Annotated in this window: 21 protein-coding genes; 12 read left to right on the top strand and 9 right to left on the bottom strand. The window is 40.5% G+C overall.

Going from position 1 to position 24,183, the window contains the following annotated elements; all coding sequences use genetic code 11:
- Nucleotides 1–136 precede the first annotated feature (136 nt).
- A complete protein-coding gene (locus tag L8106_RS26485; RefSeq protein ID WP_009787612.1) occupies nucleotides 137–1,474 on the bottom strand; it encodes a hypothetical protein in 1,338 nt (445 codons plus the stop codon).
- Nucleotides 1,475–1,903: 429 nt separating this feature from the next.
- Between L8106_RS26485 and L8106_RS26480 the strand changes: the two genes are divergently transcribed.
- Together L8106_RS26480 and L8106_RS26475 are read left to right on the top strand one after the other, a co-directional pair.
- On the top strand, nucleotides 1,904–4,015 hold the full coding sequence (locus L8106_RS26480; RefSeq protein ID WP_009787611.1) for a TIGR00300 family protein: 2,112 nt from the start codon (nucleotides 1,904–1,906) through the stop codon (nucleotides 4,013–4,015).
- 178 nt (nucleotides 4,016–4,193) lie between these two features.
- The gene (locus L8106_RS26475) at nucleotides 4,194–4,376 is read left to right on the top strand and encodes a hypothetical protein (RefSeq protein ID WP_009787610.1); all 183 of its coding nucleotides are present in this window, start codon (nucleotides 4,194–4,196) and stop codon (nucleotides 4,374–4,376) included.
- Here L8106_RS26475 and purN read toward each other — a convergent pair.
- On the bottom strand, nucleotides 4,371–5,024 hold the full coding sequence (gene purN, locus L8106_RS26470) for a phosphoribosylglycinamide formyltransferase (RefSeq protein WP_009787609.1): 654 nt from the start codon (nucleotides 5,022–5,024) through the stop codon (nucleotides 4,371–4,373). The two genes, L8106_RS26475 and purN, sit on opposite strands and share 6 nt — an antisense overlap.
- A 40-nt stretch (nucleotides 5,025–5,064) precedes the next feature.
- On the opposite strand from purN, the gene L8106_RS26465 reads away from it, so the two are divergent.
- The 3 genes from L8106_RS26465 (at nucleotide 5,065) to L8106_RS26455 (ending at nucleotide 8,280) form a co-directional block, all read left to right on the top strand.
- Nucleotides 5,065–5,958, top strand: a complete 894-nt coding sequence (locus L8106_RS26465) for a carbohydrate ABC transporter permease (RefSeq protein WP_009787608.1) — start codon at nucleotides 5,065–5,067, stop codon at nucleotides 5,956–5,958.
- Nucleotides 5,959–6,489: 531 nt separating this feature from the next.
- Entirely contained in the window at nucleotides 6,490–7,104 is a 615-nt protein-coding gene (locus L8106_RS26460) for a Uma2 family endonuclease (protein WP_009787607.1), read from the top strand.
- 273 nt (nucleotides 7,105–7,377) lie between these two features.
- Nucleotides 7,378–8,280, top strand: a complete 903-nt coding sequence (locus L8106_RS26455; protein ID WP_009787606.1) for a ChaN family lipoprotein — start codon at nucleotides 7,378–7,380, stop codon at nucleotides 8,278–8,280.
- Between the two features lie 7 nt (nucleotides 8,281–8,287).
- Here L8106_RS26455 and L8106_RS26450 read toward each other — a convergent pair whose 3' ends face one another.
- Nucleotides 8,288–9,574 carry a Glu/Leu/Phe/Val dehydrogenase gene (locus L8106_RS26450; RefSeq protein WP_009787605.1) on the bottom strand — a complete coding sequence of 429 codons (1,287 nt, stop codon included), beginning with the start codon at nucleotides 9,572–9,574 and terminating at the stop codon, nucleotides 8,288–8,290.
- 378 nt (nucleotides 9,575–9,952) lie between these two features.
- On the opposite strand from L8106_RS26450, the gene L8106_RS26445 reads away from it, so the two are divergent.
- On the top strand, nucleotides 9,953–10,546 hold the full coding sequence (locus L8106_RS26445; protein ID WP_009787604.1) for a DUF4126 domain-containing protein: 594 nt from the start codon (nucleotides 9,953–9,955) through the stop codon (nucleotides 10,544–10,546).
- Between the two features lie 10 nt (nucleotides 10,547–10,556).
- On the opposite strand, the gene hemH is transcribed toward L8106_RS26445, so the two are convergent.
- On the bottom strand, nucleotides 10,557–11,720 hold the full coding sequence (gene hemH / locus L8106_RS26440) for a ferrochelatase (protein ID WP_009787603.1): 1,164 nt from the start codon (nucleotides 11,718–11,720) through the stop codon (nucleotides 10,557–10,559).
- 102 nt (nucleotides 11,721–11,822) lie between these two features.
- On the opposite strand from hemH, the gene L8106_RS26435 reads away from it, so the two are divergent.
- Nucleotides 11,823–12,482, top strand: coding sequence for a class I SAM-dependent methyltransferase (locus L8106_RS26435; protein ID WP_009787602.1), 660 nt, complete (start codon nucleotides 11,823–11,825; stop codon nucleotides 12,480–12,482).
- Between the two features lie 151 nt (nucleotides 12,483–12,633).
- On the top strand, nucleotides 12,634–12,894 hold the full coding sequence (gene psaK / locus L8106_RS26430) for a photosystem I reaction center subunit PsaK (RefSeq protein ID WP_009787601.1): 261 nt from the start codon (nucleotides 12,634–12,636) through the stop codon (nucleotides 12,892–12,894).
- A gap of 107 nt (nucleotides 12,895–13,001) precedes the next feature.
- On the opposite strand, the gene L8106_RS26425 is transcribed toward psaK, so the two are convergent.
- Nucleotides 13,002–14,564 (bottom strand): FAD-dependent oxidoreductase, encoded by a 1,563-nt coding sequence (locus L8106_RS26425; protein WP_009787600.1) that lies wholly within the window; start codon nucleotides 14,562–14,564, stop codon nucleotides 13,002–13,004.
- Nucleotides 14,565–14,811: 247 nt separating this feature from the next.
- On the opposite strand from L8106_RS26425, the gene L8106_RS26420 reads away from it, so the two are divergent.
- The gene (locus tag L8106_RS26420; RefSeq protein WP_009787599.1) at nucleotides 14,812–15,522 is read left to right on the top strand and encodes a LamG domain-containing protein; all 711 of its coding nucleotides are present in this window, start codon (nucleotides 14,812–14,814) and stop codon (nucleotides 15,520–15,522) included.
- Between the two features lie 88 nt (nucleotides 15,523–15,610).
- On the top strand, nucleotides 15,611–16,480 hold the full coding sequence (locus L8106_RS26415) for a DUF4351 domain-containing protein (protein WP_009787598.1): 870 nt from the start codon (nucleotides 15,611–15,613) through the stop codon (nucleotides 16,478–16,480).
- Between the two features lie 59 nt (nucleotides 16,481–16,539).
- On the opposite strand, the gene bchH is transcribed toward L8106_RS26415, so the two are convergent.
- Nucleotides 16,540–20,217, bottom strand: a complete 3,678-nt coding sequence (gene bchH, locus L8106_RS26410; RefSeq protein WP_009787597.1) for a magnesium chelatase subunit H — start codon at nucleotides 20,215–20,217, stop codon at nucleotides 16,540–16,542.
- Nucleotides 20,218–20,425: 208 nt separating this feature from the next.
- Between bchH and L8106_RS26405 the strand changes: the two genes are divergently transcribed.
- Together L8106_RS26405 and L8106_RS26400 are read left to right on the top strand one after the other, a co-directional pair.
- Nucleotides 20,426–21,391, top strand: a complete 966-nt coding sequence (locus L8106_RS26405) for a glycosyltransferase family 2 protein (RefSeq protein WP_009787596.1) — start codon at nucleotides 20,426–20,428, stop codon at nucleotides 21,389–21,391.
- 19 nt (nucleotides 21,392–21,410) lie between these two features.
- Nucleotides 21,411–22,064 carry a TVP38/TMEM64 family protein gene (locus L8106_RS26400; RefSeq protein ID WP_009787595.1) on the top strand — a complete coding sequence of 218 codons (654 nt, stop codon included), beginning with the start codon at nucleotides 21,411–21,413 and terminating at the stop codon, nucleotides 22,062–22,064.
- A gap of 25 nt (nucleotides 22,065–22,089) precedes the next feature.
- On the opposite strand, the gene L8106_RS26395 is transcribed toward L8106_RS26400, so the two are convergent.
- The 3 genes from L8106_RS26395 to L8106_RS33275 all read right to left on the bottom strand — a co-directional run.
- Nucleotides 22,090–22,680, bottom strand: coding sequence for a YkgJ family cysteine cluster protein (locus L8106_RS26395; protein ID WP_009787594.1), 591 nt, complete (start codon nucleotides 22,678–22,680; stop codon nucleotides 22,090–22,092).
- Nucleotides 22,681–22,797: 117 nt separating this feature from the next.
- On the bottom strand, nucleotides 22,798–23,502 hold the full coding sequence (locus L8106_RS26390) for a metallophosphoesterase family protein (protein WP_009787593.1): 705 nt from the start codon (nucleotides 23,500–23,502) through the stop codon (nucleotides 22,798–22,800).
- Between the two features lie 123 nt (nucleotides 23,503–23,625).
- The coding region (locus tag L8106_RS33275) for a serine/threonine protein phosphatase (RefSeq protein WP_009787592.1) at nucleotides 23,626–24,183 on the bottom strand (558 nt) is incomplete at its 5' end.

Raw genomic sequence — 24,183 nt, 5'->3', positions numbered from 1 at the left:
CTTTTTAGCCTGAGAATTAATTCCCCGTCTAAAAATAAAAGTCGGTTAAAACCGACTCAACTCTTGATTATTGTATAAGTCCTCTTGAGAGGAGTTTGGATATCAGACAGGGATTTTAATTCCTGGTTAACCTACATCAAAGTTCCTGACCTTCAATAGCTTCAACCTCTTTTTTGATTTCAACCGCTTCCATAAATTCTGCTTCTAAAACAGCTTCTTTAGCTGCTAATTCCTCGGCTTGAGCGGTTACTTTTGTTTTGAGTTCTTCCAATGCCAATTCATCCTCTAGAATTGATTTACCCTTATTCAGTTTATATTCGTAGTATTCACAGGTTGTATATCCAACTAGCAAGAACATCGCGAGGTTAATTCCTGCTTTAATTCCCCACGTTGGAATCTTAGCACCATGCTCCATTAGAAAATCCAAACCGAAGCTAACAAGAACTTCCGCATTGAAACTAATGGCTTTAATTGCAAGTTCATCACTATCATTAATGGTATAAAACCCATAACAATAAGCAATTTGAGCAGTTAATTCATCGAGTAAAGCTGATGTCTCAAACAAACTGACTTGTACTAAACCAGGAACAAGTTCAATATCGGGAATCAACCCGGATATAGTTGCAAAAACTGATTTTTCAGCAATTAAGCGGTTGGCCGTTTGACGATTCGTTTCTGTAGGATAATCTTTCTTAAGTTGTTGAACAATTTCTTGTGCCTTATCTGGATTAAAGAGTTTTTCCCGTTTAATAATTGCTAAAATGCGATCGCGCCAATAACGGTTCCAAACTTCATTAACAACTTGATTAATCCAGCTTGAAACATCTAATGCTATGGTTAAGCTTTGCAAACAGTCCTGGATAAATTTATCTGTATCCTGAATTTTTGTGACTGTCAAAGCACTTGCTTGATTGACTACACCTTTCGCCTCTTCAAAAAAGTAGATGAAAAGTTTAATATCAGCATCAGCTTTTTTCGCAATGGCTGTGTGAGTATTGTTAATATACTTCTCCAAAGCAGAAATTTGTTCTCGAATATCTTTAGTTTCTATCTTATGTTCAGTTTGATCAGAGATTATTGCTTTAGAGTTTTTAGAGACTGCTTTTTTAGGATCTTCACTCCCTTCCGGTGGACGAGCAGGAAGCGATTTTCCGGTTTCTTTTCCTTTAGCCTGAGAATTAACTGGCTGCTTTTCTTCTCTTGGTTCTTGGGCAGTTGAAAAAGTAGAGATTGGTTCTTGAGTGCGTTTATTTCCGGAATAACCACCATTAGCACTACCATTAGCACTACCATTAGCACTACCGCCAACACCTACCAGCGCATGAACGGGATGCCATTCTCCCCAATCTTCTCCTACTTCCCGAAAACAAATTTGTTGCTTTTCTTCTCCCCACTCATAGGAAGTCGCAACTGCTAACACTTTACCTGATTTACCTCCCAATTCAGTTAGCTTCAAAAGTTCTTGGGTATTCATGATTAATTCTCCAGGATTAGAAGGGATAATTGATTTATTCGACTTAACACTTCTCATCCTAATCTAAATCTCTTAGAAAAAAAATGATGTTTTCACGGAACTTGTGATGTTAAATTATCTAAGCTTTCTCAGTAAATTTACGGAAATAAAAGTTGCTGAAATAATCATATTTTGGAATAGATAATTTCTGTGAAATTTAATTTCTAGAAATGTAATCTAAAAATTCTCCTCAAAAAAGAATAAACCTGGGGAGTCAAGGGTCAAGAAAATGTCATCAAGTGAACGTTGACGTCCCCGAAGCTGCTACAATGCTAGACTGGCATGATTAACAAAAAAGTTACCCACCTCTACACGTGAGAAGTGGGTTGAATGCTAATTGTATAAACGTCTGCTAAAACTCCGTTTAGCGTCTACCTAGTTCTACCTATTATGACTGATTCGATTCGCATCCTCATGTGTTCTCCAGACCACTACGACGTGGACTATGTGATCAATCCCTGGATGGAGGGCAATATTCACAAATCTTCCCGCGATCGCTCTGTTGAACAGTGGCAAAAACTTCATCATATTCTTAAAGATCATGCAATTGTGGAGTTAGTCAAGCCCGAAAAAGGCTGGCCCGACATGGTATTTACAGCCAATGCAGGTTTAGTTCTCGATAAAACGGTCGTTCTCAGTCGCTTCTTCCACAAAGAACGTCAGGGCGAAGAACCCCACTTCAAAGCATGGTTTGAAAGTCAAGGGTTTACCGTTCACGAACTCCCCAAAGACTTACCCTTTGAAGGGGCTGGAGATGCGTTATTTGACCGCGAAGGACGCTATTTGTGGGCGGGATATGGTTTCCGTTCAGAACTTGATTCTCATCCTTTAATCGCAGAATGGCTGAATATTGAAGTATTGTCACTGCGGTTAATGGATGAACGTTTCTATCACCTCGATACCTGCTTCTGTCCGTTGAGTGGAGGTTATCTCCTGTATTATCCGCCTGCGTTTGACTCCTACTCAAACCGCCTGATAGAAATGCGAGTTCCTGCCGAAAAACGGATCGCGATCGAAGAACCTGATGCCGTAAACTTTGCTTGTAACGCCGTTAATATTAACGAAACGGTAGTGATCAACAAAGTCAGCGATAATCTTAAAGCCAGACTCGGCGAAGCGGGTTTTAAAGTCATTGAAACGCCTCTGAGTGAATTTCTCAAAGCAGGGGGTGCCGCCAAATGTCTAACGCTGCGAGTGACTGAACCGATTATCCCGGATCGCCATGCAACTGTACAAATTGAAACCCGTACGGTTCGCATGGAAGGACATTTACTTGATGCGGGGTTAATCAACCAAGCCTTAGATTTAATTGTCGAAGGCGGTGGAAGTTTCAAAGTTCAACAATTTAATTTAGGTGAAGAACGTCAAAGTACATCTAATGCTTTGATTAAAATTACCGCACCTTCCCATCAAGTGATGGAAGATATTATTAGTCAGTTAATTGATATCGGGGCGGTTTCTTTAGACGAAGATATTCAGGATGCGAAGTTAGAACCTGTTCATCAAAGTGGTGTCAGCCCTGATGATTTTTATGTCACCACGATCTATCCCACAGAAATTCGGGTGAATGGAGAATGGGTAAGAGTCCAAAAGCAACGTATGGATGGGGCGATCGCTGTGACTGAAACAGGCGATGGAATTTTAGCCCAATGTAAGCTGTTGCGGGATCTCAAAGTCGGTGAAAAAGTTGTCGTTGATGTCGCCGGAATTCGCACAATTCGCAAAACAGAATCTCGGGAACAACGCAATACCCCCCAAGAATTTGGCTTTATGTCAGCAGGTGTTTCTAGCGAACGTCGAGTTGAATTAATTGTCGAACAAGTTGCTTGGGAACTCCGCCAAATTCGCGATCGCGGTGGGAAAGTGATTGTCACCGCCGGGCCAGTTGTGATTCACACCGGGGGGGCTGAACATCTGTCTCATTTGATCCGTGAAGGCTATGTCCAAGCGTTGTTAGGTGGAAATGCGATCGCTGTTCACGATATCGAACAAGCGATGATGGGGACCTCCCTCGGAGTAGATATGAAGCAGGGAACAGCGGTTAAAGGTGGACACCGACACCATTTGAAGGTGATTAATGCGATTCGACGCTGTGGTAGTATTGCCAATGCGGTAGAACAGGGTTTATTCGACAGTGGCGTCATGTATGAATGCGTCAAGAATAATGTTGCCTTTTCTCTGGCGGGTTCGATTCGAGATGATGGCCCGCTTCCTGATACGCAGATGGATTTGATCAAAGCCCAACAAGATTATACGGAGTTGTTGCAGGGGGCGGAGATGATTTTGATGCTTTCGACGATGTTACATTCTATTGGCGTCGGGAATATGACGGCGGCGGGTGTGAAAATGGTTTGTGTTGATATTAACCCGGCTGTGGTGACAAAACTCAGCGATCGCGGTTCTGTTGAGTCTGTTGGTGTGGTAACGGATGTGGGACTGTTTTTGAGTTTGTTGGTCAAGCAGTTGGATAAGTTAACCAGTCGTTATCATCTAGAAGTATGAACAGAGAACAGTAAACATTGATACTGTAAAATGGGCGGGTTCATATCGGTTGTCTGTGGGAAAACATGGATTAATTTGGAACCCGCCTCTACATTATGGGTGACTAAATTATTGATCTGTCTCCTCTATTTATGGTTTACTAGGGGATAAATGCAATCATCTAATTTAACAGCAAACCATGACTACTCATTTTATTAGCGCTGAAATTGATATCCAAGACTCTCCTCAAAAGCTGCAACACGAGATAGAAGCAGAACTACAAAAACGAGGTGAACCGTTGCGTTGGGCGATTACAAAGGTTGACGAACAACAGCAAAAAGTTCATGTCGAAGCGGTTGTTACTTCTGAGGAAAAATCATAATTTCTGTTGAAGTTGGGCGATCGCCGCGACAATAATTTGATGCTCTTTCACCTGAATTCGAGTATGAAGGGTTTCGGCTGTATCATCCGGTAAAACAGGAACCGCCGCCTGCATTAAAATTGGGCCGCTATCGACTTCTAACTCAACTAAATGCACGGTACAGCCTGTAATTTTGACTCCCGCTTCTAAAGCTTGTTCAATCGCATGAATTCCCGGAAAACTCGGTAATAAACTCGGGTGAAGATTAATAATTTTTTGAGGGAAGGCATCAATTAAAACCGGAGTCACAATTCGCATCCAACCCGCCATTACTACCCAGTCTACTTCATACTGATTGAAAGTGTTAACAATATCTTGATCGAGGTCTTCTCGGGTAGAATAATCACGGTGATTGAGCAAAATCGAAGTGACTCCAAACTTTTTTGCCCGTTCAACCACTTTAGCTCTAGGATTATTATAAATCAAAACCTGAATTTGAGCATTAAGTTTTTGGGCAGCGATCGCGGTGGCGATGGCTTCAAAGTTACTCCCGCTTCCTGAAGCTAAAATACCTAATTTCAGAGGAGAACCCGAACCCAGAACAGAAGGGATAATTTCAGGATAAATCAAGCTAGGTGTTGGATCGACAGAAATCAAATCGGAATTCATTGATGCGTTAAAAAGTGACAAATTCAATCTTACTCTTATGATGAAATCTTCACCAACCTCTAACCCAAGCCTGCTTGATCAAGATGCGATCGCCGCTTGGATATTTCTGGCTCCGGCTGCCGTTTTAATGGCTATCTTTGTAATTTGGCCGATTGTTTATCTATTCTATCTCAGCTTTACCGAGGGTAATTTTACCATCTCCGGGGTGCATTGGGTCGGATTAAAAAATTATTGGCGATTACTGGTGAGTCCAGATTTTTGGCAAGTGATGGGAAATACAATTTATTTTACCATTGCTACCGTCATTCCCAGTTTAGTGATTCCCTTACTCTTAGCAGTCTTGCTAAATCAAGCTTTGGCGTTGCGGGGAATTCTGCGAACTGCTTATTTTATCCCTTCTATTACTTCACTGGTTGCGGTGGGTTTAGGATGGCGTTGGTTGTTTCAAACTGATGGCCCGATTAACGCTTTTTTATTGAGTTTAGGATTTGATCCGATCCCCTGGTTAAGTAGTACGGTTTGGGCGATGCCTGTCTTAATTTTACTCAGTATTTGGAAGCAATTAGGGTTTAATATGGTGGTGTTTTTAGCAGGACTTCAAGCAATTCCTCTCAACCGTTATGAAGCCGCAGAAATGGATGGGGCAGGGTTTTGGCAACAGTTTTGGTACATTACTTTACCGGGACTCAGACCAACTTTAATCTTTGCCACTGTAACCACCGCTATTTTTACGCTACGCAGTTTTGAGCAAGTTTATATGATCACCGGAGGCGGCCCTCTTAACTCCACAAATCTGTTAGTTTATTATATCTATGATCAAGCTTTTGCTCAATTTGATTTTGGTTATGCTGCGGCTGCGGCGACAATTTTGTTAGGCGTTGCTTTAGTTTTGGTTTATATCCAATTACAAGTCTTTGGTGATGAAAATTCTTAGGCTTTTGACCAGAGATTTATAAATATTTAAACCTGAAGATATAAATCTAAATACCAGATTAATTTAAGATTATTGTGAGGCATCTTTATTCTACCTATCTGTTAGATTACAGAACTATTGAACGTCAATAAAAGTTAGCATAATCGTGTATCAAAACCTGATATAATTCAGGTATCCTGAGAATATTTAGTATGAGTTTTAAATCATTAAAAATTATCAAAAATTATCAAAAATGTTTCTAATGCTTCCGCTTTTTCCTGTCGTTGAGCATAAGATTTTGTTAACTGAGTGTGGAGTTGAGTGCAGGACTGTTCAAATTTAGTTTATGTTTGGGAAAAAAGAATACCAAGACCGAATTGAATATTTGACGTTGAGTTAATGAAAATACCGTAGGAGTGCGATCACAGTTGGATAAGTAGGGCAAAATTTGGAGAGGGCGTATGCCTCCTGCAACTAATATAACGTGTAGCGTGCCGTCAGGTCTATCGGCTAAAATCTAACTAGCCAATCTCTATGATAGGAGAGGTCAAAATGGTACAAACACCTGCACAATCAGAAACCGAAACCTTGTTACTGAATTTACCAAAAACTCTGAAGCTTTATGTTACTCCAGAACAGTTTGCAGTCTTAGCCGCTAGTAATCGAGAATTACAACTAGAGAGAACCTCACTTGGAGAGTTAATTGTGAATCCACCGACAGGCTGGGAAACTGGAGAACGCAACCGCAGTATTATTGGGCAATTGGATCATTGGTATTATGAGAATGGTAATTTGGGTAAAGCATTTGACTGTTCAACTGGGTTCAATTTACTCAATGGTGCGATTCGTTCTCCTGATGCGGCTTGGATTAGTCAAGAACGTTGGGATGCACTCACGGAAGAACAAAAGGGAACCTTTGCTAATATTTGCCCAGATTTTGTGGTGGAGTTGCGTTCAAGTTCTGATACTCTCAAATCTTTACAAGAAAAAATGCAAGAGTACATAAATAATGGGGCGAGATTAGGTTGGTTAATCGATCCCCAAAATCGAACAGTAGAAGTGTATCGAGTCGGTTTAGAAGTAGAAGTTTTGTCAAATCCAACTGAGTTATCTGGTGAGGAAGTCTTACCAGGTTTTGTGTTGAATTTACGTCGGGTGTGGGGTTAATGACTAAAAATCTGATTTAAGTTTCGCTCAGAAATTTTGGTGATCACATCATTCATAAAAAAGATTTCCATCACAAATCCCGATTGTCAAGAGATGCGTATACTATTTGATCAAACCTTTACCCAATAGAGATTTAGGTAATATCTCTCTGATCAGGACTGTTGAGCTGAAAAGCAAAATTTTTGACAAAATGTAATCTTTGATGGTTAATAAAGCTAGGTTTTTTTGTAAGTTTAGCATTTCTAGCGTTGAGTTCTCTGAAAATCAATGAAAATGAATAAAGTTGCAGTCGCTAAATTTTTCACCTGGTCACTTGGATTATTTTTTTTGTGTACACCACCCGTAGGGGCTGAATATTCTCATCATCTGTATACTTTTGATTCTTCTAGCTTATACGCTGTAACTTCTGCTCAACAAAATATTTTGCAAAATCTTGAAAGGGCAAACGTGGTGTACTTAGGAGAAACTCACAATCAACCTCAGGATCATCAAGCCCAACTTCAGATTATTAAACAATTATACCTCAAAAACCCTCAACTGGTTATTGCTCTGGAAATGTTTCAGCGTCCCTATCAAGGAGTTGTAGATCAATACATTGCTGGAAAAATCAGCGAAGCGGAGTTAATTGATCAAAGCGAATATTTGCAACGTTGGGGTTTTCCCTGGGAAAATTATGCAGAAATTTTAAGATTTGCGCGGCAAAATAAAATTCCCGTTTTAGCTTTAAATACTCCCAGTGAAGTGACTCGAAAAGTTGGAAAAAGTGGCTTAGAAAGTCTAACAACCGAAGACAAAACCTATATTCCTCCTCTGAGCGAAATTCGCACTGACAACGCTGAATATCGGCAAATGATCCAAGATATTTATCAAAAATATCATCAAGGACAAGGCAATAGTACCGCTTTTGAAAACTTCTTTTCGGCTCAAGTGCTTTGGGATGAAACGATGGCAGAAACAATTGCTGAATATATTCAGAATCATCCCACATCTCAAGTCATTGTCTTGGCGGGGAAGGGTCATATTATCTACAACTATGGAATTCCCAGTCGAGTGGAACGGCGGTTGAATAATCGCAATTTAGTTCAGCGTTCAGTGATATTTGCTCCAAAAACAGAAGAATTTGTTGAGAGCAAAATCCCAATTTCTGATTATATTTGGCGCGTGGAATTAAAGTAAAATCAAGTTAGTTCTTGACATAAAAATCTCGGGTTCCTTTGGCATTAATCGCTTCTCCCAACCGATTTAAACCATGAACATAGGCTGCCGTTCGCATGGAAATGCCAAGCCCTTGAGAAAGTCGCCAAATTTCTTCAGTTTCAGCTATCATTTTTTCTTTGAGACGATGATTAACTTCTACGAGAGTCCAATAAAATCCACTGCGGTTTTGTACCCATTCAAAATAACTGACTGTTACGCCTCCAGCATTGACTAAAATATCAGGTATCACCTGAATTCCCCGTGCTTCTAAAATCTGATCGGCTTCGGAAGTTGTGGGGCCATTGGCGACTTCAAAAATATATTTTGCTTTGATATCTTTAGCATTTTCTGCGGTAATTTGATTTTCTAAAGCAGCGGGAATTAGAACATCGACATCGAGGGTTAACAGTTCTTCATTGCTAATCACATCATGTTCAACAATATTACAAACTGTTCCTTCACAGTAAACCGCTTTCACGCTTTTGTTTGATTCTTTAAACTGTCGGACACTGGGAATATCTAAGCCATTTTTAGCATAAATTCCGCCTTGAGAATCACTCACTGCTACGACTTTATAACCTGCTTGGGCGAGGAGTTGGGCAATAGTTGCACCTGCATTTCCAAATCCTTGAACCGCAACGGTTGTATTAGCGGGGAATTGACTTAATTTTGCCAGAATGATTTCTATGACAAAAAAAGCACCCATTGCAGTCGCCGTATCTCGCCCTAAACTTCCACCTAATGCGATGGGTTTACCTGTAACGACTCCGTTACAAAGTTGACGACGAATAATGCTATATTGATCCATCATCCACCCCATAATCATGGGATTTGTGTAAACATCGGGGGCGGGAATGTCAATATCAGGGCCAATAAAATCGGCGATCGCATCGACATATCCACGACTTAAACGTTCTAATTCTAGTTTTGAAAGTTCTTTGGGATTAATCGTAATTCCGCCTTTTGCCCCCCCAAAAGGTAAGTTTAAAACAGCACATTTAAAGGTCATCCAAAAGGCTAAAGAGGTGACTTCATCGAGGGAGACAGATCTATAGTATCTCACCCCTCCTTTAGTCGGCCCTCTGGTGTCGTCATACCGCACTCGATAGCCTTGAAAAATTTTCAGTGAACCATTATCCATGCGAACGGGAATGGAAACGATTAAACTAGATTTAGGAAACTTTAGTCGTTCGGTGGTATCTTCGGAAAGATGGACGTACTTCAAAGCACGTTCGAGTCTTTGGCTGGCATCTGCAAATAGGGAATCAGACATAAGGATTAAGGATGAGTTGGATATTTAAACTCATATCACGGTAATTTTGAGTTTTGCAGATTGTTGATTCTATTTATTAAATTGCAATCAAAGTTAAGGAATCAAAGGTGGAGAATATTGTTTGACAATTGAACTCAGATGTGTAGTTTATCAGCAGACAAAACTTCAACCCAGATTTTAGATATTTTTTAATTTTTCAGGACAATATGAGTAGCCCAACTGAGAGTAAATGTGTCAAACTATAGAGTAGGTTTAACTCGAAGTCAGTTCGTTTATCTGGTCAGAATATATGATGATTCAATTCCGGGTTCTGAAGATTAGAAAGTTAAGGTTGTATCTGAGCCTAAATTCTGTTCCACTACTCACCTAAACAATATTATGATAGAACTCCTAGCTGCACTCTCTGCATCGGCAGCAGCAGGGATGAGAATTGCTTTACCCTTACTTTTAATCGGTTTATTGCAAACGGATTTGTGGTCGCGTGTTCCTTTTTTGTCTCGGTTTTCTCCCCAGTGGATGGTCGGTATTTTAGTGAGTTGGTCGCTGTTTGAACTATTCGCCTCAAAAAATTTATTCGGACAGCGAATTTTAAACTTTATTCAGCTTGTTTGTAGTCCGTTTGTCGGGGCGATTATGGGAATTGCGATCGCCCAAGCAACTGACGCACCGGAGTGGCTCGTGGGGTTAATTGGGGTAACAGGAGGTTTACTGGCGCTAGTGTTACAACTGGTACAGGTGGGATGGTTTTACCGTTTGCGAGGCTTACCGATTTGGGTGATTTTTTTCCAAGATATTCTCTGTATTTCCCTGGTGGTATTTGCCTTTGACGCACCGCAACAAGGGGGATTAATCGCCCTATTGCTCTTGTGGTTAGCTATTCGCAGTTCCAAAGAATGGTATCAATGGTACACCGCCCCAAATCAACCCAAACAACCCGATCACTCTCGTCGTCACAACCGTAACCCAGATTAAGCCCCAGTGTTTACAATAAACCCACTAAATGCAAAGGGCCATGACCTGTAATTAATTCAACCACAACCGCCACAATCCCAATCATCGCCAAACGACCATTCCAAACTTCAGCAGCAGTTGTCATTCCCCATTCCCAACGTTCCTGGGGATACATTTTAGTTTTTTTCGGAGGATGAGCCACTTCTGCAAATTTGACTTGAGGCGAGTCTAAGGCTTCAATCACCATATCGGCTAAATCTTCGATAAAAACCGGATGGGTATTGAGGGCAGGAACCCGGTAAAAGTTCTTAATTCCCGATTCTTCAGCGAGATGGCGATACTCCATATCGATTTCTTCGAGAGTTTCGATGTGTTCAGACACGAAGCTAATGGGAACCACCATCAAGTCTTCAACCCCTTGTTGGGCAAGTTCAGGAATAGCTTCTTCTGTGTAAGGTTTGAGCCACTCCACCGGGCCAACTCGACTCTGATAAGCCAGAGTATGGGGATTCGGACGATTGAGAGTGTCCATGATCAACTGCGTACAGTTTTCGATTTCACTCTGATAGGGATCACCCGCTTCTTCAACGTAATTGACCGGGACTCCGTGAGCGCTAAAAAACAGATGAATGTGTTCAGAATCTTGACAATGATCGAGTTCTTGAGCAATAAGTTGACTCATCGCCTGTAGATAGCCCGGTCGATCATACCAAGAGGGAATTACGGTATAATTAATGTCTTGCAGAGCCGGATCTTCAGACCAAAGTCGTTCTAAGAGTCTAAAGCTAGAACCACTGGTACTGATCGAAAATTGGGGATACAAAGGCAAAATCACCAGTTGTTCGATTTGATCTCGCTTGATTCTGACGAGGGCTTCTTCGGTGAACGGATGCCAATAACGCATTCCGACATAAATTTGAACATCATGCCCTTTTTGAGTCAATCTTTCTTGAAGGGCAACCGCCTGTTCTTCGGTAATCCGTCGTAGGGGAGAACCTCCACCAATCGCTTTATAATTTTCTTGAGATTTGGTGTAGCGCAAGGTTGAGATTAACCAAGCCAGGGGTTTCTGCAACCAACGAAAGGGCAAACGAATAATTTCCGGATCGGAAAATAGGTTGTACAAAAAGGGGCGGACATCTTCTAGTTGCTCTGGCCCGCCCAGATTTAACAGTAAAACTCCGACTCGTCCCATAGCGGTTTGTGATCCCCAATTTTTAATCTTTGTTACCTATTTTAATAATATTAGCTTGATATGGGGGCAAAGTCGATAGTAAAAAAATTCAATTATCTAGATATGGCAACAATTTTAAGAAGTCTTAGCTACCGTTATCAATGGCTTTACGATACTATCTCTCGTCTGGCAGCCTTGAGTGTGGGAGGTGAAGGGCGTTTTCGGCGATTGCCATTGGAAGGATTGTCTATTGATCCTAACACCAAAGTGTTGGATTTATGTTGTGGCAGTGGACAGGCGACGGGCGTTTTGGTACAACGTTCTCAAAATGTGGTGGGGTTGGATGCTTCTCCATTGTCTTTGAAACGCGCCCAACACAATGTTCCCACGGCAGAATATGTAGAAGCTTTTGCCGAACAAATGCCCTTTGCCAATGATGAATTTGATTTGGTTCATACCAGTGCGGCTTTACACGAAATGAATCCGGTACAACTCCGTCAAATTTTAGAGGAAGTCTATCGGGTTCTCAAGCCGGGTGGGGTATTGACGTTGGTTGATTTTCATCGCCCTCAGAATCCCCTATTTTGGCCGGGAATTGCCCTATTTTTGTGGGTGTTTGAAACTGAAACCGCATGGCAATTGCTGAACACAGATTTGATGGCGTTACTCTCTGAGGTGGGCTATGACGCAAGTTTGTCGGCAGAGAAAGGGTCTGATTTTCCTCGACAACGGCTTTGTGCGGGGGGTAGTCTTCAGGTGATTCAAGTTAAAAAGCCTGCTTGATGCTGGAATTTAGCCATTAACCCCGTTTTTGTGGGCAAAATATTAAGGATTGCAACAAGAACATCTTTCGTTTGCAAGTTCGTGATAATAAATGGAAACAAAGATTCTTAATCCGATTTTGTAAACCGCTAAAAACAAAGGAGAAAGTCAATTGATTTATTCAGAATTAATTGCCGCAACAGCAAATACTGTGACTACGACTCCTTGGAGTCCCAACACGGCAATTGTGATGCTGATTTGCAATATTGCTATGTTTGCCGTTGGTAAATTCGTCATTCAAAAACCCAATGTTGGCCCGGCACCGAATACATTTTTAGGGATGAGTTTAGCTGCATTAATTGGGACAGCTTGCTTAGGCCATATTGTCGGCGCAGGTGTGATTTTAGGATTGGCAAATGTTAGCGGACTTTAGAGCGAGTTAAAGTCAAAATTAACCATCTTTTTGCTGATACTAGGAATTGTAACTAATCTATGGGTGACAATTCCTAGTTTATTTTGAAGTGGATTTTGGGTTGATCTTTAGGCTTGATAATCTTGACCTGAACCATATTTCCACGCCTCTAACCAACGATGATAGTAATATTGCTGTATTGGGGATAAATTTTTAACCGAAGGTTCTAGGTTTTTCCCGAGGGAAAATAACGTCGTATAAGCGGCTAAGTTAAAATAGTGAACTGTCCACTCTAATAACGGCATTAACCCAACTTGGGGAATGACTTTCAAGACAATATCAGGATGGGAAAGACTGGTTTTAAACAAGGTTTGGGCTAAGGGTAAAAACTGCACCACATCTTGTAAAAAAGGTCTGAGAACTTCATCACCTAATTGTTCCATCTCTTGAAACACTGCGGCTAATAAATTATTAATGGTATCGGGGTTAATGGTTTGATGAACACCCACACTCATTGAACGTTGAAACAGCCAAGTTACTGATAAACTCGGTTGATAGGGTTGCAACAATGTTAACGAATTTTTATCGAGACATTCGGTTTTTAAAGCTTCTTCAATTCCAACCGTTAATCGTTGTAAATGACGCACCATTGAACCAAACCCACCAAAACTCAAAGGAGATTGACTGGCGCTACTGTCTCCAACCGGAAGAATTCTATCCCAAGGTGTTTTTAAAGGACTATTTTTATAACAGGGAAAAAAGCCAAATAAAGCCCGTTTAAAGGTTAGTTTACTCAATTCAACCTGTTGATATTCGGGTAACAACCGTAAATATTCTTCAAAAAATAATTCTAAACTAAACCGTTCAGGATGGGCGTCTATGTAGGTAAATAAATAAGTTGTGCGTCCATCTTTGGCGGGAAACGCTTCCCAAAAATATTGACATTGATTTTCTAAAGCGGTGAACGAAGCGAAAATATCTCCGGTTTCATTGTTTGGATATCCTGTTGCACAAGTTCCTACCACTAAACAGACTGCATCGGGTTTTTCTCCTTGTCTAGCTTGTCGAACAATTGGGGAAAAATGCCCCATTCCATCTAACAGTAATCGGGTGTTAATCTGGAGTTGGGATTCATCTTGTTTGGTGGTAATTTGCACCCCATTTGGATGAACTGTTGCGGCTTCATAGGAGGTATTTTCAAACAGTTTTCCTCCGGCTTCTAAAAAACGAGTTTTGAGCGTTTCAAGTAAATAAACAGGGTCAACCCCAATATTCAAAACATCTCTAACCCAGATATCCGGTGTATTAGGAAAACTCAAACGAGCGGGATTATATTCAGTTGATATGGCTTGTTTTAATTCATCAGGGGAAAGTAAATTTAACTCTAAAAAAACTTCTAATTCCTGGCGAGAAATATTCCATTCCTGTTCTCGTCCTTTTAATATTCCCCGTTCAATTAACGCGACACGCCAACCCCGACACGCCAACGCCGTCCCGATTAAAATCCCCAGTGTTCCGCCACAAATTGCCACATCATAATCAATGGTTCCGAGGGGTTCAAAATTGCGTTCAACGGTTTGGGGAATAGGAACTTGATTATTTTTGAGCGAGTTCCACATCTTGTCTGCTTTTCGCAGTCCGTTGAGGGGGTTTCCGGGTATTTGAGTGAGAATTTCTTCAGTTAGAGACATGGATGTTGGAATAATACACTATTACTAGGATAGAAGATTTTGTAGTTATTGTTCACCATTAACTGTTCCTGGGTCACTGTTCACTATTCCCGGCTAACAGTTGACTGTTCACTGTTTAAACCGCCTCACGACCTAATACGCATTAATTAACAGGATATGATATTATATCAATCCTTAAGTTTGTGATATCATTTAATAATAACATATTTTCCAAGTCTATTCTAAACCCCAAAAAATAATATTACTTATGTCAATCTTTTTCAGCCGTCAACAAAGTTTTGCCTTGTTATTTGATGGAGTTGATGATTATGTCGAGATTAAGAACAATCGTATAATTAACCAGATTGGCAGCGGGGATTTTACCTTTTCAGCAATGGTTTATGGACTAGAAAGTGAACAACAAGCTTATCATCCTCAGATTATGTCTAATCGCCAAAGAGAAGGAACAGGATTTCTCTTTGGATTTCATGGTCAATGGAGAGAAAGTAAGAATAAAATTCCCTTTGTTCAATATAGTAATACCAATTGGATTCACTATCCGAATCAACCCAACTTACTTGATAATCAATGGCATCACTTTGTAGCTCGTAAACAGTGGAATAACATTACATATTTCGCCGATGGAAAACAAATTGGAGCTTTTACAAGTTCTCGGATTGAAAACTATAGTATTTCCTCCGAACATCCTCTCTTAATTGGTTGGGACTCAGTGAATCCCTCTGCTACACACTTTAAAGGTAAAATTGATGAAGTCAGTATTTGGAATTGGGCGTTGAGTGATGCAGAAATACGCTCAGGAATGCTCAAGTCTATTCGAGGTAGAAAACCCGGACTGATTGGTTATTGGTCTTTTGATGAAGGTTCTGGTAATATTGTTAGAGATCATTCGGGTAATGGTAATCATGGAATGATTTTTGGTGCCGCGTGGACAACTGGATGGCTTTCTGAAAGTCGGTAAACGGGTTAAAGTTTACAATCACTTAAAATACAAGCCTATATTGACCAAATATTGTAAAATCAAACAATAATATTTTCATCGGCTAACATTGGCTTACGATAACCTTTGTAAACGGCTTGCTGAAGAATCTCCGGCTACTTTTGCTCGTTGGTTACTGGGAACGAATCCCGGAACTATTCAAGTTCTTAAAACCGAACTCAGTCTCGAACCCATTAGTGCGGATGCTATCACGTTTTTAGAAACATCCGAGCAAATTTTGCATCTAGAATTTCAAACTCAACCCACCTCCGAACCGCCTTTACCGTTGCGGATGTTGGACTATTGGGTGAGACTTTACCGCAAATATCGCCGCCCTATTCAACAGTTTATTATTTTTCTGCAAACGACAACTTCGGAAGTGGTTTTTACCGAAGAATTTGTCACGGAAACCACCCGACATCGCTATCGAGTGATACGGATGTGGGAACAAAATCCCGCTATTTTTCTTAATGATAGGGCTTTGTTACCCTTAGCACCTCTAGCCCAAACCAATTCCCCAGAAACGTTGTTAACCCAAGTCGCCGCAGAAGTGGCTAAAATTGAAGCAATAGAACAGCGTCGAAATGTCTTAGCCGCAGTTCAAATTATAGCGGGTTTAAGATATGATAAAACCCTGATTCAACAATTACTCCGGGAGGATATTATGCGAGAATCTGTTATCTATCAAGATATTCTGCAACAAGGAGTTCGTCAAGGTGTTCAACGGGGACGAGGAGAAGGAGAAGCGAGTTTAATTATTCGTCAATTAACTCGTCGGTTTGGTGAACTTCCCCCTCAACTTCCCCAACAAATTCGGAGTTTATCTCTCACTCAGTTAGACGCTTTGGGTGAGGAATTGTTGGATTTTACAGAGATTGCTGAAGTTATCGCTTTTCTCGAACAGTTTCCCTCAGAAACCGATTCAGAAAACACGAATTAAGACAAATATTTTCCAAAAACCCGGTTTCGATAAAGTTACCGGGTTTTTCTTTGTCTATATTACTGGATTTTAACTCCTTCGATATCAGCTTCGGCTGACTCATATAACTGTTGTAATTTTTGTAATTTTTCTGAGTCAGTTTCCCATAAACCCCGACCATTTGCTTCTAACATTCGGCTAACAATATTCCGAAACGCTTCGGGGTTTGCTTGGCGTAATTTTTCCGCCATTTGTTCATCTAACGCATAGGTTTCTGCGGCTTGGTCATAAACCCAATTATCCTTAAAATTCACAGTTCCGCCCCAACCCATTAAAGCCGTCATCCGTTGAGAGATTTCATAAGCGCCGCCACTGCCTTGATTTGACATCGATTCTGCCCATTTTGGATTTAACAATTTAGTGCGATATTCCATGCGAAGTAAGTCTTCTAAATTGCGAGGTGTGGTATCTTTTGAAAAGCTTTCGACAAAGCTAGTATTAACTTTTTTACCCTGTTTTTTTTCAGCCGCCCGTTTCAAAGCACCTGTATTCGCATAATATTCTTGAATATCTGTTAAACCATACTCAACAGAGTCAATTTCCTGCACAATTCTTTCAGTTGTTTTTAGTAATTGCGTCATCACTTCGGGTCTAGCTTGACCTTTATCTTTGCGTCCATAACTAAACACATTTCGTCCTTCCCAGGTTTGGGCGAGTTCATCTCCAGATTCCCAATTTCCATCAACAACCCGGTCATTTACTAACGACCCAAAATCACCCGCAGGATTAGAAAAAAGACGGGCGGAAGGATTCTCAACGCCTTGAGATTGCAATTCTAAAGCGTGTTTTCTAATGTAGTTTTGTTCGAGAGGTTCATCCGCATTTGCTGCCCGTTGAAACAGGTCATCAATTAACTCAATAATATTCACAAAACTATCGCGGAAAATACCCGAAAGATTCCCCAACACATCAATACGCGGATGACCGACTTCTGTTAACGGTTTGAGTTGATAACGAACGATGCGACCTGTGCCTTCTTTGAGGGGTTCTGCACCAACTAATTCTAACAAAATTCCAATCGATTCTCCCCGGGTTTTAATCGCATCTAAACCCCACAACATCACGGCAACAGTTTCGGGATATTTGTTATTTTCTTCTAACTCTTGAGTAATGATTTTCTTGGCAATTTCTCGGCCTCGTTCATAGGCTGCCGGAGAAGGCATTCTATACGGGTCTAACGCATGAATATTGCGACCTGTTGGCAAAACTCCCGGCCCATCTCTTAATAAATCTCCTCCGGGGGCAGGGGGAACATATTCGCCATTTAAACCCCTTAATAAATTTGTTAATTCGTCGGTGGTTTGCATTAATAAATCCCGAATCATTTGGGCTTGGGGATGGGTGTTAACATCTATTTCTGTTGTTGCTTGTCCGTCAAAATAAGCCTGGAGATAAGAGTCTAACGCTTCTTCTGTGGGGGCTTCTCCTAATGTATGTAACCCCGATGAAAATAGACGTTGTTCGACGATTTGTAGATATTCATAAACCTTGACAAAATAGTGAGATAGAGACTCAACACTAAACATTCGGGCGGTTTCGAGATTAAATTCAATCCCGAGTTTTTTGGCTTCTTCAAAGGGACAATCGACATCCAAACCCGTATCAACAATCTTTTTAGAAATTGCTGACTGTAAAGCCGAATTTTTCTGGGGGTCTTCTCGATATTCGGCAATTAAATCTCGTAGTGAAACCAATTCTTTATAGAGTCCAGCCCGACTATAGGGCGGCACATTATGAGAAATTAAAACTCCATAGCCGCGACGTTTAGCTAATATTGATTCTGAGGGATTATTCGCCGCATAAATATACAGGTTGGGGAGATTTCCAAGTAAAATATCCGACCAAGAATAACCCGTATTTCCCAACGGAGAACCAGGCAACCATTCAACCGTTCCGTGCATTCCAAAGTGAACAATAGCATCAGCTTTAAATTCATTTTGCAGCCATTTATAGTAGGCAACATATTGAGGATGAGGGGTTAAATCTCGTTCAAACATTAACCGCATTGGGTCGCCGGAAATGCCTAATGGGGGCTGAACTCCAATCCAAATATTCCCCAGTTGAACGCCCCCAATATTGAAATCTTCACCATCAGTTTGAATTCCTGTTCCAGTCAGAGATTTCCATTGTTTTTCAATGCGGGTTGTGAATAAATAACCCAACCATTTATCGAGAGTTTTAACATTAACAATTGTTCTCTTTTTACCGTTGTATTTAGAGAGAATTCCGGTAACATCTTCGTCTGCTTCTTTAACTTGTTTAATCAATTCTTCCCCATCTTCGGGAATTTCCCCAACACTATAACCCTGTGATTTTAACGCATTCAGAAACTTAATTAAACTGCGGGGAACGTTTAATAACGCTGCGGTTCCTGTTGCCCCATAACCGGGAGGAAAACCATATAAGATAATTGCGATTTTTCGGTCAGAAGCGGAGGTTTTTCGTAAGTTAATCCAATTTTTAACTCGTCCTGTTAACCGCTTAACTCGTTCAGGAATAATATAGATATTTTCTCCGACTAAACCGCCTAAAGGAACCGTATCAATTGCCCCATCAAGTTCAGGTAAAGCATAAAGAACAACACTTTGTAAACCGCCAATTCCTTGACGAGTCCAAGAATAAATATCTTGAATGAGTAAAGGCGCTGCAATCAGATAAGGAATATTCTTAGCCGTGAGGATTTTTTTAGCAATATCTACTTGTCTTCCGGCTTCCATTGAACCGGCCGGGCCACCAACGAGAGGAAAGCCAATGGTAGAGACAATAGCATCCACTTCAACGGCTTCTTTTGATAACGATAATGTTTCAATATTTCCCTGTTGACGCTGTTGGGTTTCGTAGGCGGTTGTCATCCAATCTCTGACTGCTACATGACCTTCAACGCCGTTAATAAATATGGGTAAAGGGATTAATCCTGCTTGTTCAAAATAACGAATTAATTGGGGAATATAGGGTTGTTTGGTAATAACGTGTTTGCGATAGAGTAAAATTCCAACAACACCCGAATTTTGACAGTTTTCTCTGTTTTGTTGATACCAATCTAAATACTGTTTCGGAGATTCAAAATAACCCGGATAATCTGGATGCAGTAAACCCATATTGGGCGTTTCAATTGGAGGCGGAATTTCCCCAATTTTTAAAGCTAAATAGTTTTCGGCAATTGTCCAAAACATGGCGGCAACATTCTCACTTCCGCCCGCATTCCAATAGCCGTAAATAATCAACCAATTGCGGAGGTCTTGAACTTTTTTAACGGGTACAAACTTTAATAATTTCGGCCCAGTTTTCAAAAAGCTAATATATCCGGCAAGTTTATCTTCTTCCCGTCCACTCGAAAATTTACTGAGGATAAATTGAACGGGTTTCGGCATTCCTTTCGGTTTATCGCCGATTTTAAATGCCCCAATTTGAGTTAAACTCATCAACTCTAACGCCGACTCAAACACTAAACGAATGGGAATATTTTGGACTCGTTCCCGCAACCACAAAACTTGATCATAGTCAAACAATAAACTGGCAAAAAACACATCCGCTTGTTGCAGGGCCGCCTCTACTACCTCGGGTTCGCTGTTAATTGCGCGATCGCTAAAAACATCAATTTTTAAATTCTGACAGCGACTAGAGGCTAAATTCGCCGCCTGACGGTACAAATCAGCGTTAAAGGATTCAAATCCAGCAATTAATACAATCCGTTTCATATAGCAATCCCATTTAATTTTAAAACTGATCGGAGTGTTGACTCGATTAACAAGTATGTTCCTAGCGTGTCAGCGTACCCTATATTTAGATTTTAATTGTAATTGTTTTTTGGCAACATAAACCTGATTTTCAACATCTATACTGCTGTCATTGATAATAGATCATGGAGATATTACCTTTCTCCTCTATTTTAGCGGATATGTGAATATGGTTTCAAATCTTGACTCTGTGGTGCTTTCTGTGGTGATTCCTTGCTACAATGAGGAACCCAATCTTGATGATTTATTTACTCGATTGATGATCGTTCTTGATCAACTTCATCTCACCTATGAGATTATTTGTGTCGATGATGGAAGTCGTGATAATACGTTAAAACGCTTGATTGAATATCATCATTCTAATCCGATGATTAAAGTTGTTAATTTTTCGCGTAACTTTGGCAAAGAAATTGCGTTAACCGCAGGAATTGAATATGCAATAGGTGAGGCGGTAATTCCTATTGATGCAGATTTACAAGATCCACCTGAATTAATCGGAGACTTGATTTTAAAATGGCAAGACGGCTATGATGTTGTGTATTGTAAACGGCGATCACGTCAGGGTGAAACTTGGCTAAAACAAAAAACTGCGGGTGCATTTTATCGGATTATTAGCAAGATGACACCTGTTCCAATTCCTCGTGATACGGGTGATTTTCGGTTAATGGATAGACGGGTAGTAGAAGCTTTAAAACGACTCCCAGAACGACATCGATTTATGAAGGGTTTATTTTCTTGGGTTGGCTTTAAACAAATTGCGATTGAATATGATCGTCCACCTCGTTCTAAAGGAGAAACAAAGTGGAATTATTGGCAACTTTGGAATTTTGCTTTAGATGGAATTACGTCTTTTAGTTCTTTACCCTTAAAAGTTTGGAGTTATATTGGATTGTTAATTTCTTTGTTGGCATTTCTCTATGCAACTTTTTTAATTTTGAGAACGTTAATTTTAGGAATTGATGTTCCGGGTTATGCTTCTATTATGGTGGTAACGTTGTTTTTGGGCGGGGTTCAGTTGGTGAGTTTAGGGGTAATTGGGGAATATTTAAGTCGAGTTCACGATGAGGTTAAACGACGACCTTTGTATATTGTCCGAGACTGTTATGGGTTTGAAAAAGACATTCCTAAAAATTGAAACTAGATGATTTTAATCCATGTTCAAAAACAAAACTGAACTTATTAAATTAATTCTTTTCTGTATTTTGATTACAGTTGTTGCGTTTTACATTCTCAGTTTTTTTGACTCCGAACGTCTTCAAACTCAGTTACAAAAGATGGGAATATTTGCCCCAATTTTGTACATTTTTGTTTATACTGTTGCCACAATTTTAATTTTACCTTCTACCGCTTTAAACCTACTGGGTGGGGCGTTTTTTGGGGTGTGGTGGGGAACACTTTGGACGAGTATTGCAGCGATAACAGCCGCTATGATTGCGTTTACTTTTACTCGAACAGTTGGGCGAAAATGGGTTAAAAATAAATTAGCGGGACGTTGGCAAGTTCTAGATGCAGAAATTCATCAAGGGGGATTATTTTATCTGTTTGCCATTCGATTATTACCCATAATTCCCTATGGTTTGGTTAATTTTACCTCGGGTTTAACGTCTATTTCCTTTAAAGATTATTTCATCGGTACAACACTCGGAACTATTCCCGGTCTTTTGCCGTTTGTGATGCTAGGAAGTTCGGGTCTAAAAGCCGTTAAAACAGGAGAAATATTACCCTTAATTACAGCCTTGAGTTTAATCGGAATGCTGGTTTTTGGGGCGACTTGGTATCGTCGCCATCGAACTCAAAAGTTAAAATAATCTACAGAGATTGTCGATCACCTTTCTATTCATTTTGACCCAACATTTGCAAATAAAGTCCGACCTTTTGAACCGCCACTTTCAACGCTTCGTTAATGGGTAAACGCTGATGACCAAACCCCGGTTCTAAACTGGCTATTTGTTGGGAAATATCGGCAAAATTCGGAGGGTTAACCCTGTTTTCATCAATTGCGGCTTGAGTTTGTGCGACAATATCAGGCATAGCTGCTTTATGACGAACACAAGCGGCTAACTGTACCTCTCCTGACTTAGATGTTACCGTCGCAAACCCAAACAACCGACAAATTGTAGGCCGTGAATGATACACCTGACAGCGACCATTTCCCATCACAAACGGGTCTGGTTTGTAGAAAATACATTGCCCTTGAAAATCCGACTCCTCGGCGAGTTTAAGCCACTCTTGAATCTCTCCCCGTTGAAACAATTCCACCACCAGAGGTAACATTTCTAAAGGCGTCGCTTCTACATTCGGACTTTCGCAACACCAACCGCATCCAGTCGGACAATACAGTTGAGTTTCAGCCTGAAAGGTTTCTATCTCTTGGTCAATTTGGGTATAGGACTCCATCACCTGGTCGGCGATATCTAAACTCATAAAATTTCTACGGAAGTCGTAGATCAATCAGGATAAGATCAATCATACTCGATTTTTTTCGATCTGATTTTAGAACTCTTTGATTAAACAAAATATAGAGAAACTCAGGATAAAAACTTATGAAGAAATCGCACAATAAGTGCTAAACTCTTCGATCCAAGCAGTGCGTTGTTCTCCTTTTTGGTTGGCTTGCCAAATTTGACCGCTATTGACATCTAAACACGTTAGCCAACCCTTTCCATAAACCCAAGTATCAATACAAATTGCATACCCCAAACTAATCGGCTGACCGCTTTTTTGAGTCGTATGACCACAAATCATCGTTTTACCTGAATAATGGGGTTGAGCATGATAAAACCTTGTCCAAAATAAATCATGACTAGATTGTTTAGATAAAGGTTTATGAGGATTCACATTCCCATGAACAAAAAAATGCTCTTTTGTTTCCCACCAATCCTGACAAATATTAGTAATAAAATTCCAATGTTCATCGGGAATATCATTTAATTTCCCTTTTTTCTTTGAGGAAGGTGCGTAGGATGCTAGAGTTTCTCGTCCCCCGCAAGCAAACCACCCTTCTAACCGATGAGGATAACTGTAAGCATCGAGCATCATAATCTCATGATTTCCGCGCAATGCTACCAATTGTCCGGTATAATTTAATCCAATTAAACGATCAATAATCCCTTTAGAGTCGGGGCCTCGATCTACATAGTCGCCTAAAGTAATCAAGCGATCAGTCGGTTGAAGTTTTACGGCTTCCATCAGCGTATCAAACGCCTGAGAACAGCCATGTATATCACCAATAGCAAGAATTCGCATAGATCTCCGAATTAAATTTTTAGAGTTAATCTTTCATGCCGTCGATGGCGTTAATTGTATCGAAATTTTGAGAATGGTGATGTAGTCCAGTGATCTAAATGGAAAAATTTAAGAATGAATTAATCACGCTTCAGCCCGAGAACACCGACGATGATGTTTACCATAATAATCATCAATCCAAGCCATCTTTAATTGTCCGGTTTGATTGGCTTGCCAAATACGACCACTAACGACATCCAAACAGGTCAACCAACCCCGCCCATAAACCCAAGTATCAATACAAATTGCATGACCAATACTAATCGGTTCACCGCTTTTTTGACTGGTATGACCACAAACCATCGTTTTTCCCGAACAATGGGGGGCAGGATTGGTAAACTTTTGCCAAAATAGCATTCTTTCGGGTTGTTGATTAAGCGGTAAATTCGGATAAACATTGGCATGAACAAAAAAATGAGACGGGGTTTCCCACCAATTCACACAAATATTTTCCAAAAAATTCCAATGTTCATCGGGTACACTCGCGAGTTCTCGACCTGAACCTGTTTTCGAGTAAGATGCTAAGGTGCTTTCTCCTCCTGCTGCTAACCAATGATAGAGTTCGTAGCTATGACCCGAACGCGCCCGCAACATCATCAGTTCGTGGTTTCCGCGCAACGCCACCAGTTGTCCCCGACGATG

The organism is Lyngbya sp. PCC 8106 (assembly GCF_000169095.1).
Lineage (GTDB): Bacteria > Cyanobacteriota > Cyanobacteriia > Cyanobacteriales > Microcoleaceae > Capilliphycus.
This window is presented reverse-complemented; position numbering and strand designations above follow the sequence as displayed.